15 protein-coding genes and 1 tRNA gene are annotated in these 14555 nt (G+C 56.1%); 6 read left to right on the top strand and 10 right to left on the bottom strand.

Translation table 11 applies throughout. From position 1 onward, the window contains the following. Positions 1–2 precede the first annotated feature (2 nt). The 7 genes from folP to CSA35_00405 all read right to left on the bottom strand — a co-directional run bounded on the left by folP (position 3) and on the right by CSA35_00405 (position 6535). Complete coding sequence (gene folP / locus CSA35_00375) at positions 3–1223, bottom strand: dihydropteroate synthase (protein PIE55544.1); 1221 nt, start codon at positions 1221–1223, stop codon at positions 3–5. Beyond that, the gene (gene queD / locus CSA35_00380) at positions 1220–1588 is read right to left on the bottom strand and encodes a 6-carboxytetrahydropterin synthase QueD (protein ID PIE55545.1); all 369 of its coding nucleotides are present in this window, start codon (positions 1586–1588) and stop codon (positions 1220–1222) included. Before queD ends, folP begins: the two co-directional genes overlap by 4 nt. Before the next feature lie 123 nt (positions 1589–1711). Next, positions 1712–2932 (bottom strand): L-threonine dehydrogenase, encoded by a 1221-nt coding sequence (locus CSA35_00385; protein PIE55546.1) that lies wholly within the window; start codon positions 2930–2932, stop codon positions 1712–1714. A 43-nt stretch (positions 2933–2975) separates the two neighbouring features. After that, positions 2976–3659 (bottom strand): hypothetical protein, encoded by a 684-nt coding sequence (locus CSA35_00390; protein PIE55547.1) that lies wholly within the window; start codon positions 3657–3659, stop codon positions 2976–2978. Between the two features lie 19 nt (positions 3660–3678). Further along, positions 3679–4530: a hypothetical protein gene (locus CSA35_00395; GenBank protein PIE55548.1), complete on the bottom strand. Its 852-nt coding sequence runs from the start codon at positions 4528–4530 to the stop codon at positions 3679–3681. Next, positions 4419–5450, bottom strand: coding sequence for an ABC transporter permease (locus tag CSA35_00400; protein ID PIE55549.1), 1032 nt, complete (start codon positions 5448–5450; stop codon positions 4419–4421). The genes CSA35_00395 and CSA35_00400 overlap by 112 nt, the downstream gene beginning before the upstream one ends. After that, a complete protein-coding gene (locus tag CSA35_00405; protein PIE55550.1) occupies positions 5447–6535 on the bottom strand; it encodes an ABC transporter substrate-binding protein in 1089 nt (362 codons plus the stop codon). Before CSA35_00405 ends, CSA35_00400 begins: the two co-directional genes overlap by 4 nt. A gap of 273 nt (positions 6536–6808) precedes the next feature. On the opposite strand from CSA35_00405, the gene CSA35_00410 reads away from it, so the two are divergent. Next, positions 6809–6884, top strand: a tRNA-Arg gene (locus tag CSA35_00410). Between the two features lie 346 nt (positions 6885–7230). Here CSA35_00410 and CSA35_00415 read toward each other — a convergent pair. Next, entirely contained in the window at positions 7231–8001 is a 771-nt protein-coding gene (locus CSA35_00415; GenBank protein ID PIE55551.1) for a single-stranded DNA-binding protein, read from the bottom strand. Positions 8002–8467: 466 nt separating this feature from the next. On the opposite strand from CSA35_00415, the gene trpB reads away from it, so the two are divergent. Continuing rightward, the gene (gene trpB / locus CSA35_00420; GenBank protein ID PIE55552.1) at positions 8468–9673 is read left to right on the top strand and encodes a tryptophan synthase subunit beta; all 1206 of its coding nucleotides are present in this window, start codon (positions 8468–8470) and stop codon (positions 9671–9673) included. On the opposite strand, the gene CSA35_00425 is transcribed toward trpB, so the two are convergent. Beyond that, positions 9639–10334: an NAD(+) diphosphatase gene (locus CSA35_00425; protein PIE55557.1), complete on the bottom strand. Its 696-nt coding sequence runs from the start codon at positions 10332–10334 to the stop codon at positions 9639–9641. The two genes, trpB and CSA35_00425, sit on opposite strands and share 35 nt — an antisense overlap. Before the next feature lie 225 nt (positions 10335–10559). Between CSA35_00425 and CSA35_00430 the strand changes: the two genes are divergently transcribed. From CSA35_00430 to tsaA, 4 genes are read left to right on the top strand one after another with little or no spacing between them, the layout of a single operon-like run. Further along, entirely contained in the window at positions 10560–11573 is a 1014-nt protein-coding gene (locus CSA35_00430; protein ID PIE55558.1) for an iron ABC transporter substrate-binding protein, read from the top strand. Between the two features lie 9 nt (positions 11574–11582). Next, positions 11583–12641: an iron ABC transporter permease gene (locus CSA35_00435; GenBank protein ID PIE55553.1), complete on the top strand. Its 1059-nt coding sequence runs from the start codon at positions 11583–11585 to the stop codon at positions 12639–12641. Next, a complete protein-coding gene (locus CSA35_00440; protein PIE55554.1) occupies positions 12638–13399 on the top strand; it encodes an iron ABC transporter ATP-binding protein in 762 nt (253 codons plus the stop codon). The genes CSA35_00435 and CSA35_00440 overlap by 4 nt, the downstream gene beginning before the upstream one ends. Further along, positions 13396–13818, top strand: coding sequence for a tRNA (N6-threonylcarbamoyladenosine(37)-N6)-methyltransferase TrmO (tsaA, locus tag CSA35_00445; protein PIE55555.1), 423 nt, complete (start codon positions 13396–13398; stop codon positions 13816–13818). Before CSA35_00440 ends, tsaA begins: the two co-directional genes overlap by 4 nt. On the opposite strand, the gene glgC is transcribed toward tsaA, so the two are convergent. Next, positions 13811–14555: glucose-1-phosphate adenylyltransferase (gene glgC / locus CSA35_00450; protein PIE55559.1), on the bottom strand; the 745-nt coding region annotated here is incomplete at its 5' end. The two genes, tsaA and glgC, sit on opposite strands and share 8 nt — an antisense overlap.

Consider the following 14555-nt stretch of genomic DNA (forward strand, 5'->3'; position numbering starts at 1 on the left):
GCCTATCGCCAGACGTTCGGTTGACGGAGGGCCGATACTGTGTCCAGCGTTCGACGGTTGGCTTTGACGTCGTGGACCCGAACGATATCGATCCCCTGCCAGGCACACAGAGCTGTGGTGGCAAGCGTCGCCTCCAGGCGTTCCTCCGGCGTGGGTTGGTCCAGCACGGTGCCGAAAGTCGATTTTCGAGAGTGCCCGATCAGGATAGGAAGCCCAAGAGTACGAAAGAACTCGCCGTGCCCCAGAAGGATCAGATTATGCTCTACGGTCTTTCCGAAGCCGATACCTGGATCCAGCACGATCTGGTCGCGGGGAATACCGGCTGCTACGGCCAAGTCGAGCCGTTCCTCAAAGAAGCGGCAGATATCACCGGGCAGGCATGCGTAGTGTGGAGAGGTCTGCATGGTTCGGGGCACTCCCTTGATGTGCATGAGGATCAGGGGGATGCCCAAGTCCGCTACAGTGCGGGGCAGGTCTGAGTCGAACCCGAGCCCCGATATGTCGTTGACTATATCCGCTCCTGCCTGGACGCAGGCTTGGGCCACCGATGCCTTGGTGGTGTCGACCGAGATAGGAATATCGGGAAAACGTTCCCGAATTGCCGTTATTGCCGGCACGAGACGCTCGCACTCTGTCTCGGCTGTGGCAGGGCTGGAGCCTGGCCTGGTGGACTCAGCTCCCAGGTCCAGAATGTCCGCCCCATCGTCCACCATGGTCTGAACTCGATCCAGACACTCTTGTACCGAAGCCGCCCTGCTGCCGGGGAAGAACGAGTCGTCCGTGAGGTTGACGATAGCCATAAGCAGCGTGGACTGTCCCAGTTCTAATTGGCGGTTTCGGGGCAGGTGTAAGGTGTGCCGTCGTTTTTTAGAGCGACGGAGGCTCCTCTCAATATCCTCCCGTACGTCATCGAGACCCCAATAAGGCATGACGGCAAGCTTTTCTGCCAGAGATCCCAATTGCTTTCGAGAACCGAATATCAGACAGTCGCACCGGTCCACGCCTCGATCGATGGCGTGACGGTGGACTGTTGCATCTCCCCCCCTGGACAGCATCTCCTGTTTAAGTACGTTGGCACCCCGGGTGTCCACATTGGCGATACGGAGTGCGGTGAGTTGTCGACGGTCGTCGATGTAAGGCAGAGCTCCGGGGTCGCAGCCTATCTCATTCAGGGTTTCCCTGAGCTCTTCCGTCGAACGAAAGCGATGAAACCAGGCGGTCACTTTGTCACGTCCTCTCTGTAGATGATCACCGAGCTTGTAGCAGTCTCCCAAAGGCGGATTGAGTACAGTTCGCAGTTCGGGCGTCGGACCTGGGTATCCAGGATTCTCCAAACCCAGAGGGCGATATTCTCGGCAGTGGGTTGGTCCAGAATATCGTTCAGGTAAGAGTGATCCAAGTGACTCAGGACCTGGTCAGTCACCAGGCGTTTGAGCTCGGTGAAGTCGAAGACGATGTCCTCGTGATCCGGCGTCCCTTGCAACGTGACTGCCAGGCGATACGTGTGGCCGTGGAGGGCTTCACACTTGCCCCTATAGCGTTCCAGACGATGGGCGGCATCGAAAGTGAACTCTTTTCGCAGAAACATGGGATCTCTCCTCTCAGGACTGACTAGCCTGCGCCTCTCTTCGATCTGTGTATTGTAACAAAAAAGACCGGGCCCGACGGCAAAGCCGACGAGTCCGGAGAAGCAGTTCTTTATTTCGGATGGTTATATAGCCTGTCGGTACAGGTCCCGGATCTCCGAGAGGACGCCTTTTCGTGGGTTGGTGGCACCGATAGCCTCTCTGGACGCTGCCAGAGCCAAGGTGTCCACATCCTCGTCTCTGACACCCAGATTCCGAAGCCCCGGAGGAATGTCAATTTCCCGGGCCAGGTCCCTCATGGCTTCTACCGTCTTCTCCGCTTTTTCCTCGGTGCGGCTTCCCGATGTGTCGATATTGTATCGGCGATACGTCGCTTCGTCGATAGCCGATCCCAGCACGGCAAGCTTGGGGGCTACCGCCGAGAGGTTAAACTGCTCTACCACGGGCAGCAATATAGCGTTTACCAGACCATGGGCCGATCCGTACATGGCACTCACCGGGTGGGAGAGGGCATGGACGTACCCCAGTCCAGCGTTGTTGAAGGCCACTCCGGCCATGAAAGCGGCGTGACACATGGCTTCTCGAGCCTGCATGTTCGAGCCATGTCGAACTGCCGTGGGCAACCAACGAAAGATGGTGTGGATGGCCTGAAGGGCCAGCCCATCGGAGAAAGAAGAAGCTTCTGTGGAGACGTAGGCCTCGACAGCGTGGGACAAAGCGTCCATCCCTGTGGTCGCCGTGAGCCTCGGTGGCATGGAGAGCATGAGCTCCGGGTCGTTGATGGAGATGTCGGGCATAAGGATCCAGTCCTGGATCGTGATCTTGCGGTGGTCGGCTTCCTTGGTGATTACCGCAAAACTGGTGGCCTCGCTCCCGGTGCCTGCTGTGGTGTTGATGGCCACGAAGGGCGGTCGTTTCCGGGCGCCGAACCATTTGATTCCCTCGATTTGCCCGACCGAGACGGCGGTCACCTTGGCGCAGTCTATGGCGCTTCCTCCGCCGATGGCGACGATGCAGTCACATTCCCGGCGGCAGTACAGCTCTGCGGCGTCGATCACCATGGTTTCGGTGGGATTGGGGCCTGCACCGGCAAAGAGCACGCCGTCAAGAGCGTGGTTCTTCAGAATGTTCAGGACCATTGCGCCCTGAAGTTCTCCGTAGTCGCTCAGGGATGCCACGATAAGGGCCTTGGTACCGCCCAGCCGGCCGATCCACGGCCCGACTTCCCGAAGGCTTCCCCGTTCCATGAGGTTCACCGACGGCATAAGATAGGAACCGAGCATGGTCATCACGTCCTTACAGTTGGAGTCAACTCCGTTGATCCAAAAGCACAAAGCCCCATGCATGTATGGTACCACATGGAGCTTCGTCGATCGACCACGTCGTTCCTCAAAGAGGCATATGTCGTCGAATCCGTTCCATGGTGGTCCCGATATGCCCCTTGTCCCGATGTAGTCGGTCGTTGTCCACCTCGGGAGCTTCTTGGGTCAAAAAACTAAGCTGGGGGATGTCTCCCAGTCTTCGGTCCATTTCACGAGCTTCGTCGTCGGTCAGAGCTGCTACGATACCGCCCATATGAAGGGCAAATCGCCCTTGGCTTCCCGGTTCTTTCAGTCTCGGAAAGAGCACGTTGTTTTTCAGGATAACGGTTTGTTCGCCCCAGTGCCAGATGGCGTCCACCAACGGTCCTGTTCCCTGGATCGTCACGGGCAGAAGCATGTGACTCACCAGGTAAGGCGCGGCAGGACAGACCGCCAGAGGGTCGTAGAATGAGACCGATCGTTCGAAATGGTAATGGGAGGCGAAGTACCTCAGGACATCTCGATGTTTCATTCTGGCGTTCTCAGGATCCTCCGGTCCGTCCATGAAGAAGTTTCGAAAGAGGTGTACCGGCGTGGGCTTCGGATTTTGAGCTGCGACGGATAGGATTTCGTCAAGTTCGAAAGATTCTTTGGGGTTCTCTAAAAAGAAGCGCATCAAAGCCCTTTCGGTATCCTCAGTCACGGGGCAGGGGCATGTAAGCATGCAATACAGAAGAGTCTGAAGTGCTTGTCGGTCGATAGTCGTAGCCATTGGGTGCCGTCCTTTCATCTTATTGATAGACCGGGATCACCGTTTTGAGGTCCAGGTCTTTTTGAGCGATGTGTACCTTTCGTATGTCGGTTTCGTAGAGTTGCCGAAGGGCTTGATTGTTCAGTACAGTCTCCGAATCACCGAAAGCGAAGTGTCTCTCGTCGAACATAAGCAGGCATCGATTGGCCACGTGAAGGGCGTGATGAGGCCCATGCGTGGTAAAGACCACGGTCAGGCCGTGATTTCGAACTTCCCGGATCACATCCAGGACAATTTTCTGATTTTTGAAATCCAGCGCCGAGGTCGGCTCGTCCAGGAGAAGACACGAACACCCCGACGCCAGGGCCCGGGCGATGAGGACCAGTTGCCGTTCGCCGCCGCTGAGTTTGGCGAAAGATCGATCCTGAAAATCCAGAAGGCCAAGGGTTCCCAGAGCTGTCTTGGCGGCCTCTCGATCCTGTCTGTTTGGTGATGCGAAAAAACCCATGTGACGGATTCGTCCCATGATCACCATCTCCAAGACCGAGTAGGAGAAAAAAGCTCCCCCGCCATTTTGGGGAACGTACCCCATATCGCCTTGAACTTGAATGGAGCCCTCTCTTAAGGGCAGGACTCCTAAAATAGCTCTAAGGAGCGATGTCTTGCCCCGGCCGTTGGGACCCAGGATCGCCAGGATGTCTCCGGGATGAACCTGGAAGGAGCATCCTCGGAATATCCATGGGCCGTTGCCGTAACGAAAACCAGCCGCGTCTACTCTGATCACCGGCCTCCCCCCTCTCGTACCCGTCCCCTGATGAGGAGGACGGCAAAGAAAGGAGCTCCGATCAGGGCCGTGATGACCCCCAGTGGAATTTCCATAGTTGTGGCGCATCGGGCCAGGTCGTCCATACCCACGAGGTAGGCTCCTCCGATCAGGGCCGAAGCCGGAAGAAGACGTCTGTGGTTCGCCCCTACTATGGCTCGGGCGACGTGAGGAATGACGAGTCCCACCCAGCCTACGATTCCTGCCAGTGCCACAGTTGCCGACGAGATTAGGGTGACGCAAGCCACGACGAACCATCGAGTTCGTCGGGGATTCATTCCCAAGCTCTCGGCCTCTTCCTCGCCTAAAGACAGGATGTTGATCCGAAAACGAACGGCATACAAGCCCGTTCCCGCGACGATCAGAGCTGGAATGGAGGTAGCGAGGCTTTTGTAGGTTACTGTAGCAAAGCTCCCCATGAGCCACATAACGATAGCCGGAAGCTTGTCGTAGGGGTCGGCCACGAACTTGAGCAGAGATGTCAGAGACGTAAAGAAAGCTCCTACTACGACTCCCGCCAGGATCAGAGGAAGCAGGGAGCCTCGCCCCATTCGGCCGCAGATGGACCAAACCAAGACTATCGCCACAATGCCGAAAGCGAAGGCTGAAGAGATGATGGAGAGCCCCCCCCAGGATGCCATGATAGCCAGAGCACCGCCGAAACCGGCACCGGTTGAGACCCCAATGATTTGGGGGCCAACCAGGGGGTTTTTGAACATCCCTTGTAATGCTGCCCCCGCCACAGAGAGCCCCGCCCCGGTGATCAGAGCCGCCACGATGCGAGGAAAGCGAATGAGCATCACGATGGCCTCTTCCTTAGGGGTCCAGAAGGGTTCTACTGGTACGATCAGGGAGGCCAGAATTCCCAATACCCGATCGGGTGGGACAAAGTATCGTCCCACCCCGATGGAGACCACGAAAGTTCCGATAGTCAGAGCTGTCAGCACGAGCCAGATCAGGATTGATGCTGACGATTTACCGTCCGTCATGAACCGGTAGAGCTGCTTTTGTTAAAGATAGCGTATCCGGCACTATCCCCGTTGATGTCCATGCGGAGGACCATATCAAGGTCATCGTCGCTGGGAATATGGTTGTATAAAAATTTGTGTTTCTCGGCAATTTCGCCCCGGAGATTCCAGTGAAAACGATCGGGATGGAAAACCATGGACAGCCATTTCCAGGCCAGGGGAGATTCCTGGTTCGGTGGATCCCATCGGTAGCCACCGAGCGGCATCTTGTAAACCCGACGGTTTTTCACGGCTGAGACTGAGGCCAGCTTGGGATTGGTGTACACGTCGTTGGGGACCACCCCTTTTTCAAAGCCGTTGATGAGGATGATCTCTGGGTCCCACAAAAGGATCTGCTCCTCGTTGACCTCGGCGAATTGAGCTGCATCGTGGGCTACGTTCTGCCCTCCCGCTAAGGATATGGAGAAGTCGTTGTAGGTATTGGCTCCAGCCACTTTCAACCCCGAGCCGTACCGGAGAAAATAAAGCACACGGGGTCGCTCCGTCTCGGGGATCTTTGCTGTGGCTTTGGTCAGGGCCTTTCGAGTGTCGTGATGCCACGCAAGAATGGCCTCTGATTTGTCTTTCTTGTCGAGGATCGTCCCGAACATGGATAGCCAGCCCTCAAGATATTCCTGAGTTCCATATTTGAACAGAGCGACCGTAAGCCCGGCGTTTCTGATGGGCTCAACGATTCTCTCGCCCTGAGTCCCCCACTGAAAGACGATGTCTGGATCGATGGCCAACAACGTCTCAGCGTTAGGCATGAAGCCCTCCCCTACCACGTCGTGACGAATCTTCAGAGCCTCGGGGAAATACGTACCCAGGAGGAAACCGTCCATAGCCGACTTGGACAATCGGTGCATTCCAGCCAGTCGGTGGGTACCGTCAATGGCGATGAACATACTGGCCGATGGAATGGGGATGGTAACGGCTTTGTTTACGGGCTTGGACAGTGTGACCGTGTTACCCGCTTGATCGGTGAAGCTCGTATCGGCTGCGATTGCCCCTGTTGTAAGGAGCAGGAGACATACGCTGAGCACTACAGCACTGATTCGGTGATTCATCGCAAAAAACCCTCCTTGTGTGTTAGTCCTCTCTAATTTTAGGCTTTTTAGGGAAAACTGTCAAATGATAACGATTTGAGAGTGTCAAGAGATAGCGAAGCGCTCTCTTTTTGATTTCGAAAGCGGAACAGAAAAACCGTCGTCCCTATCTTGTATATTTTGTTTTCCTGACATTGGCAAGATGAGGTTCCCCTGGTCCCGTGAGACGCGGAGGCAAAAATATTGAAAAGCTCTCCTCTCCATGATACAATCTCTGTCGTTATCTGAATAAATGGGCCTGTAGCTCAGAGGATAGAGCGACGGCCTCCTAAGCCGTAGGTCGAGGGTTCGAATCCCCCCAGGTCCGCCAATTCAGAATTTAATCTCTCTTCTGAGGTTGAGAGAAAGTAACAAAACTCCGTTCCTGACGGAGTTTTGTGTTATGTATTCCTCTATCCTCTAAATGAGGGGAAAGGTCAGGCTTTCTGGCGGATTCGCACACGGGCGAGACAGGACTCTGGCGGAACGACCTGAATCTGTGAGACTCGGATGTAGGTTTCTAGGGGTCTCTTTTAGCAGGGTCCTCCTGAGCCCTGGAACGAATCAACTTCCTGAGAAAATCCGTAGCTGCAGTGGCGGCTCTCCTGTAGTTGCTGCTCTCATCTCGCCCAATACCCCCTGTCGATAGCCGTCGCTTTTTTCATAATCCTGTATGCTCAAGAAATCAGATTTGAGGGCCATACACCGTTTTCTTGGAGGCATTGGGTGACCTTCTCCGGCCAGGCTCGGTTGCTCATAGGCGATGCTGGGCTGGGGTGAAGGATTCGCACCACCTTCGGTCCGGTGGGACCGAAGGCCTTTATAGCTCGTTTTTCAGCGAAGGTCCCTATGGCTACTATCCAAGCAGGGTTTAGTGCCTTCGTGACAGTCCGAAGGTGCGCGTCACAGGCGTCGAAGAGCTCCCGTCGTTTCGATGCTGGGAGCTTATCAGGTGTCAGGTTTCTGGCTCCGGTGACACCGTTTTTTCGGATTGACTCTACGAGAAATAAGAGTGGGCAGTAGTTCACCACAAAATGATCTTTAAAGAATTCCTCCGGTGTGGAAAAGCGTTCTTTGAACAGTCCCCATAGCCTCCGTCCGCTCACCTCTGATCGATGGCAGTCCAACCCCTGAATAGGGTAGCTCGGATGCTCGTCATCGGGGTGCCCTACCGGCTCCTCTATGTCGAGCCAGTCTCGAACGGTCGTAATCTCGCCAAAGGGCACTCCTGTCTGAGCCATGCCCCAGGGACCGGGATTCATGCCTAAAAACAGGACGCGCTTGGGGCCATGACCGTAGCGCTGTACGTAGGCCTCAAAGCCCTTCCACGCATAATCCAGGGGATCGTAGACTCCTATAACCGGATGAGCAAAAGTCATGGCCTCAACGATCTCACGGAGTTTTTGAGCGCTCTCAAGTTGGTGTCGAATAGTACTTTGGGCTTGCATAATCTCAAAAGTCCTCCTCGTTAAAATATTATGTCAGATGTCGCGGCTATCGAGGGTGTCTTGTAGCGCTATGTATAGGCTTCTCTATGGTATTTTTTCAGGACTTTTTCTGCAAGGATCGAATTGCTTGGAAGGCAAACCTTCCAAGCGGAGAATCCCTTTTAAACTTCTCCTGAATCATATCTCATGAACGTGCTTGACGCTCCCTTCCCTTGGGTGGTATGATTTTTTTCGGTTTTTATAGTCTTATAGAAAGGCCGTGAGGAGCCCGTGCAGGCGATATTGAACACTCACAATGCTATGCTCTTCTGGTGGTGGACTTAGGTCCACCGCTCTTTTCGGCTGTCTGGGCCGCGGTGGACGAGGACCCGTCCGCTGCGGCCCTTTTTGTACGAACGCAGGGCCGCTCCCCTTGGGGAGGGCCCTGCGTCGTTTTTTACCGTAGAAAAAGAGAGGAGATGTCATCATGTTGAAGGCTACCGTGACCGGGGGACGAGAGGGATATTTCGGGGCGTATGGCGGGAGGTTCGTCTCACCGATGTTGGAGGGGGCTTTGGACGATCTGTCTCGGGGTTTTTCAGCTGCCGCTGCCGATCAGGAGTTTGAACGAGAGTATGTCCGGCTTCTTCGGGAGTTCGTAGGTCGTCCGTCGGCCCTGACCGAGTGTGTCAACTTGAGTCGAAAGCTAGGAGGTGGGCGGCTGTTTGTCAAGCGGGAGGATCTGAACCATACCGGGGCCCACAAGATCAACAACGCGGTGGGGCAGGCGCTGCTGGCGCAACGAATGGGGAAATCCAGGCTCATCGCCGAGACGGGGGCCGGGATGCATGGGGTTGCTTCGGCTACAGTGGCAGCTCTCATGGGCATGGACTGTGTGGTGTACATGGGAGCTCTGGATGTGGAGCGTCAGGCACCCAACGTGCACCGCATGAAACTTTTGGGTACCTCGGTTGTCCCCGTTACCCGGGGGCAGGGAGTACTCAAAGATGCTGTCGATGTCGCCCTGGATGCTTACGTAGCGGATCCCCAGGCTTTCTACCTTCTGGGTTCTGCAGTGGGGCCGCATCCGTATCCCTCCATGGTACGCTATTTTCAGCAGATCATAGGGACGGAAGCCAGAGAGCAGATGCTGGAGCGTGAGGGCAGGCTTCCCGACGAGATCGTAGCCTGCGTGGGTGGGGGGAGCAACGCCATCGGGCTCTTCTCGGGATTCCTGGACGATGGGTCGGTCAGCATCACCGGTGTGGAGCCTGCCGGGCGAGGTCTTAAGAGCGGTGCGCACGCCGCTACGCTCTCGGTTGGGGTTCCCGGAGTCTTACACGGTTTCAGAAGCTACGTGCTGACGGATTCTGACGGACAGGTCGCCCCCGTATACTCCATCTCTGCTGGGCTGGATTATCCCGGAGTGGGGCCAGAGCACGCTTTTCTCAAGGACAGCGGTCGGGTCTCCTACGTGTCCGTCACCGATAAAGAGGCTTTGGAGGCCTTTCACCTCCTGTGCCGAACCGAAGGCATTATACCTGCCCTGGAGAGTGCTCACGCACTAGCGTACGCCATGAAGCGCTTGCCTGAGATGGATCGGGACGAGATCCTTCTGGCCAATCTCTCAGGACGAGGTGATAAGGATATGGAGCAGATCATGGCTCTCGAGAGCGCTGACATCGATCAGTGAAGTCGTCGATGAGCTGTCGGGAGATACTGGGGCTTTGAGGGATTTGGGGGAGCTCTTCCGGGGCGAACCAACTGGCGTGAGTGATCTCCAGTCCGTCCGCAGTGATCTCCCCTGAGAGCCATCGAGCATGAAAGCCGACCATAAGTGATCGGGGAAAGGGCCAGGATTGACTGCCGAAATATCGAAGGTCGGATATCTCGATGCCGGTTTCCTCTCTGACTTCTCGATGAACAGCGTCCTCCAGGCTCTCACCCAACTCGACGAAACCTGCCAGGATGCTGTATCGTCCCGACGGCCAGGCAGCGTTATGGGCCAGGAGGATCGTTCCCTCTCGTTCAACTGCGACGATGATCGCCGGAGATATGATCGGATATGAACGGTGTCCGCATCTTTCACAGACCATGGCACCGTCGTCACTCAGACGTGTGGCTGTGCCGCATCGGCCACAGTGAATGCTGTTTTTGCTCCAGTCCATCTGGGCGTAGAGTCTGTTGGCGGTGGCAAAAGCTTCTGGGCCTGCTCGATTCCACAGGAGTCGTCGAGGAACAGGCTCCCATCCCGGGAGTTCTGTTTGCGCTGAGACCTCAATCCATTGCCCTACCCCTGGAACGGTACCTTGGGATATGAGTTCGATATTGTCGGGGAGTTCTCCCTGCCCAATAAGAACCGCTTCTCCTTGAAAGACAAACAATTGATCCACGGTTATCACTCCCGAATGTAGTCTATCAAGCTTTGAGAACTCTATGGTACTACTAAAATCTTCTTTTGTGTTATTATTGTTTGGAGGACATCACATTTGGGAGGAGTGGCAATTGTGAGAAGACGATATATCGCAGCCTTGTTAGTTTTGTTTTGTCTTTGGGGAGGAGCAGCGTGGGCTCGGTCGATGACCGATGCTCTTGGGCGGCTTGTGACGGTTCCTGACCGAGTGGATCGTATTATCTGCTCGGGGGCAGGGTGCCTCCGGCTTGCCACGTACCTGAAGGTCTCCCATATGGTGGTGGCCGTGGACAGCATAGAGAAACGAGTGAACAAGATGGACGCCCGGCCCTATGCCCTGGCCCAGCCCAGGTATCGGAATCTGCCTCTCTTCGGAGAATTTCGGGGTAACGATAACCCCGAGCTTATTCTCTCTCTGAACCCGGCACCTCAGGTGATATTCAAAACAGGATGCACTGGCGATGAGGCCGAATCCCTCCAGACAAAGACGGGTATACCGGTGGTCGCTCTGAAGTACGGTAACCTGGTGAGCCGTCGGGAGGATCTCTACCGATCTTTGACCCTCATGGGCGAGGTGACAGATGTTTCCTCCCGGGCCCGGGAGGTGGTGGACTTTTTCAGGGAATCTATTCAGGATCTTCGCAAGAGGAGCGCTGAGGTCGATGAAGCACCGTCGACCTACGTGGGGGGCATCGGTTTTAGGGGGCCCCATGGGCTTTTGTCCACCGAACCGACGTATCCACCTTTCCTCTTTACCGGGGCAGAGAACGTGGCGGCTCAGGGATCTGGAGCTAAAGCCAGGCACGCTATGGTGGATCGGGAGGCTCTTCTTCGATGGGATCCTCAGGTGATCTTCGTGGATCTGTCCACGTTAACGGCCTCCGGCGGAGGAGCCCTGGTTGAGCTTCGAGACGATCCCCTGTGGGCTGAACTGTCGGCGGTGAAAAACCGGAGGCTTTACGGGGTGCTCCCTTATAACTGGTACAGCCAGAATTTTGGTAACATCCTTGCCGATGCCTATTTCGTGGGTTCAGTCCTCTTCCCAGAGCGGTTCGCCGACGTAGATGTATCGGCCAAGGCCGACGATATCTATCGGTTTTTGGTGGGTGAGCCGGTTTTCAAAAGGTTGGAGGAGAGGTTTGACGGCAGGGTTTTTCAGAGACTCGAACTGGGACGCTGAGGAAACCGGGTGCATCTTACCAGAAGCCAGGTTTCCTCAGCCTACCGTCAATATCTCGGGAGGAAACGATTTTTCTTTCTGGCTCTGTGTCTGTGCGCCGGGGGAGCCCTCTGTCTCTCCCTGTCGATAGGTGCCTCGGGACTCCCATTGATCCGGGTCGTTCGAGGACTGGTGGGGTTGGGCGATGTTCGGGATCGGCTTATCCTCTGGAACATCCGCATGCCTCAGGCCATGGCAGCGGTCGTGGCAGGAGCCGCTCTTTCCCTCTCGGGAGTGGCCATGCAGGCTATTCTCCGGAACCCTCTGGGATCCCCCTTCACCCTGGGGTTCTCCCACGCTGGAGCCTTCGGGGCTGCTCTGACGGTGATGGTGCTGGACGGGCTTTCCGAGCGCCTTCCCTACGCCGTGATGTCCGTGGGCCCCGGAATCGTCGCTGTGGGAGCTTTCATCCTGTGTATGCTGGCCACGGGAGTCATCCTGGCTGTTTCGGCCTATCGGGGAGCGTCTCCAGAGACTATGGTCCTCTGCGGGGTTGCCATTGGATCTCTCTGTACGGCCGGGACCATGATTTTGCAGTACTTCGCCGACGATATCCAGCTTGCTGCCATGGTCTTCTGGAGTTTCGGTGACTTGGGACGGGCCGACTGGGCGGACTTGGGGCTTATGGTGGCGGTCCTTCTTCCTGCTGGACTCTACTTCTTCCTGCGTCGATGGGACTTCAACGCCGTGGAGGCGGGAGATGAGCTGGCACGCGGTTTGGGTGTTCACGTATCTCGACTTCGTCTTGTCGGACTGATGGTCTCGGCTTTGATGGTATCGGTGACCGTGGCCTGCCTGGGTGTCATTGGATTCGTGGGGCTTGTCTGTCCTCATGGAGTCCGGCGGATAATCGGAGATGACCATCGGTATCTTCTGCCTACCAGTGCAGTTGCAGGCGCTCTCCTGCTCCTTCTGGCAGACACGGCAGCCCGGCAGATAGTGGCTCCTCACGTGCTGCCAGTTTCGGTCCTTACCTCATTTTTGGGAGCTCCTACGTTTCTGTGGCTCCTTGTGAGGAAACGACGATGACCTTCTCTGTTCGGGGGCTGGGTTTCCGATGGGGGAAGAAATGGGTGTTTCGCGAAGTCTCCTTTTCGGTCGACCCTGGGGAAATCCTGGCGGTTATGGGGCCGAACGGAGTGGGTAAGACCACTTTGCTTCGATGCCTCAACGGCATCCTTGTCCCTCACGAGGGGGCCGTTTGGGTAGATGGAGGGCGTGTGGGGGCCATGTCTCGAGACCAGGTGGCTCGGAGTATGGGCTATGTTCCTCAGTACACAGTCCCCCAAAGGATGACAGTTTTCGACGCGGTTCTTCTGGGGCGTCGCCCTCATATGAGGTTCACCGTCACCGATCGGGACCTGGTTATGGTGGAGAGCGTTCTTGATCTCCTCGATCTCGGAGGGCTCCGTCTTCGGACTCTGGATCGAATGAGCGGCGGCGAGCGTCAGAAAGTCGCTGTGGCACGGGCCTTGGTTCAGGATCCGTCTGTGCTCCTTCTGGATGAGCCCACGGCCAGTCTGGATATGAAAAACAGGGTTGAGCTCATGGAGGTGTTACGGCGGACAGTTCAGGAGCATGGCCTGGCGGCGGTGACCACAATCCACGATGTGAACGGGGCCCTTCGGTATGCTGATCGATGTCTGTTCCTTCGGGACGGGAGTGTGGAAGCATGGTGCCGTCCGGCTGAGGTGACCGAGACGGTGATTCAGCGGGTGTATGGCTTAGCCGTCGAGCTGGTGAACCATCGAGGTATTCCGCTGGTGGTACCGAAAGGAGAGCCATGATGGATTACTACGAACTGGATCCCATAGGAATTATCCGGTCTCCCTACAAAAGGACGGAGGACATCCCCAGACAAGGGCACCATCGTCCCGAAATGGTGGCCACAGCAGTACTGGAACCTAAGTGGGCTCGGGCCATGATGGGTTTGGAGCGTCACGAGAGACTACTCTTTCTCTTTTTATTCCATCGATCCGAGGAAATCCATGTAACGGAGAACCGCCCCTGGTTTGACGGAGAGCGGGGGGTTTTTGCCACCAGGAGCCCCCATCGGCCAAATCATATAGGCGTGACAGAGGTGGAGGTGGTCTCAATTCAAGGTATGGACATTACCTTTCGAGGTCCTGACATGTTGGACGGGACCCCACTGGTCGATATCAAACCACTGGTTCGGAGAGATCGGCCCGTCGAATGCCTTAACTGAAGGTTATCCATCCCTCGGAGTCTTGGGAAAGCTCCTGTTTTTTTCGGAGGCGCATCTGCGGCATAGCTACAGTGGTGATGCCCGAGGGCCCTGGGGCATAGGTCGTCGAAGCATCATCTCCGATGATCGTTCCGCTGGGAATCTCGTTGTGGGAGTCAATTATGGCACGGCGCAGCCGACAGTTCCGTCCGATGACCACTCCTTGACCGATGACGCACTCGTCTACCTGAGCGCCCGGGAGGATGATGCAGTTTCGGGAGAGGACCGACCGATTGACTCTGGCTCCCAGGATTCGGCTTCCCTCAGCGATCAGTGTGTTGGAGATTTCATAGTCGGAGCTCTCCGAAGGATGGGTGAAAGCAGGAGGATCAGCGAAGGATACGGTTCGAATTGGCCAGTTGGGGTTGTAGAGGGTCATCTCCGAATCTACCTCTAAAAGGTCCATGTGGGCTTGCCAGTAGGATTGGATTGTTCCTACGTCACGCCAGTATGGTTTGTCCTCTCGCCAGTGATGGCCAGGCGGGGGGGGAAGGACATTCGTGGAAAAGTCATAGGCGAAAACCCTAGAGCGGTTCACGAGCCTTGGTATGATGTCCCGGCCGAAGTCGTGGCTCGTCTGCTGTATGGAGGCGTCCTCCAGAAGGGCTCCTTCAAGGATTTCCCGTTCGAAGACGTAGTTCCCCATGGACACGTAGCTGAATCCAGGTCGTCCTGGGATCTCCGGCGGTTCTGCTGGT

The sequence above is a fragment of the Dethiosulfovibrio peptidovorans genome (assembly GCA_002748665.1).
In the GTDB taxonomy this organism is placed as follows: Bacteria; Synergistota; Synergistia; order Synergistales; family Dethiosulfovibrionaceae; genus Dethiosulfovibrio; species Dethiosulfovibrio peptidovorans_A.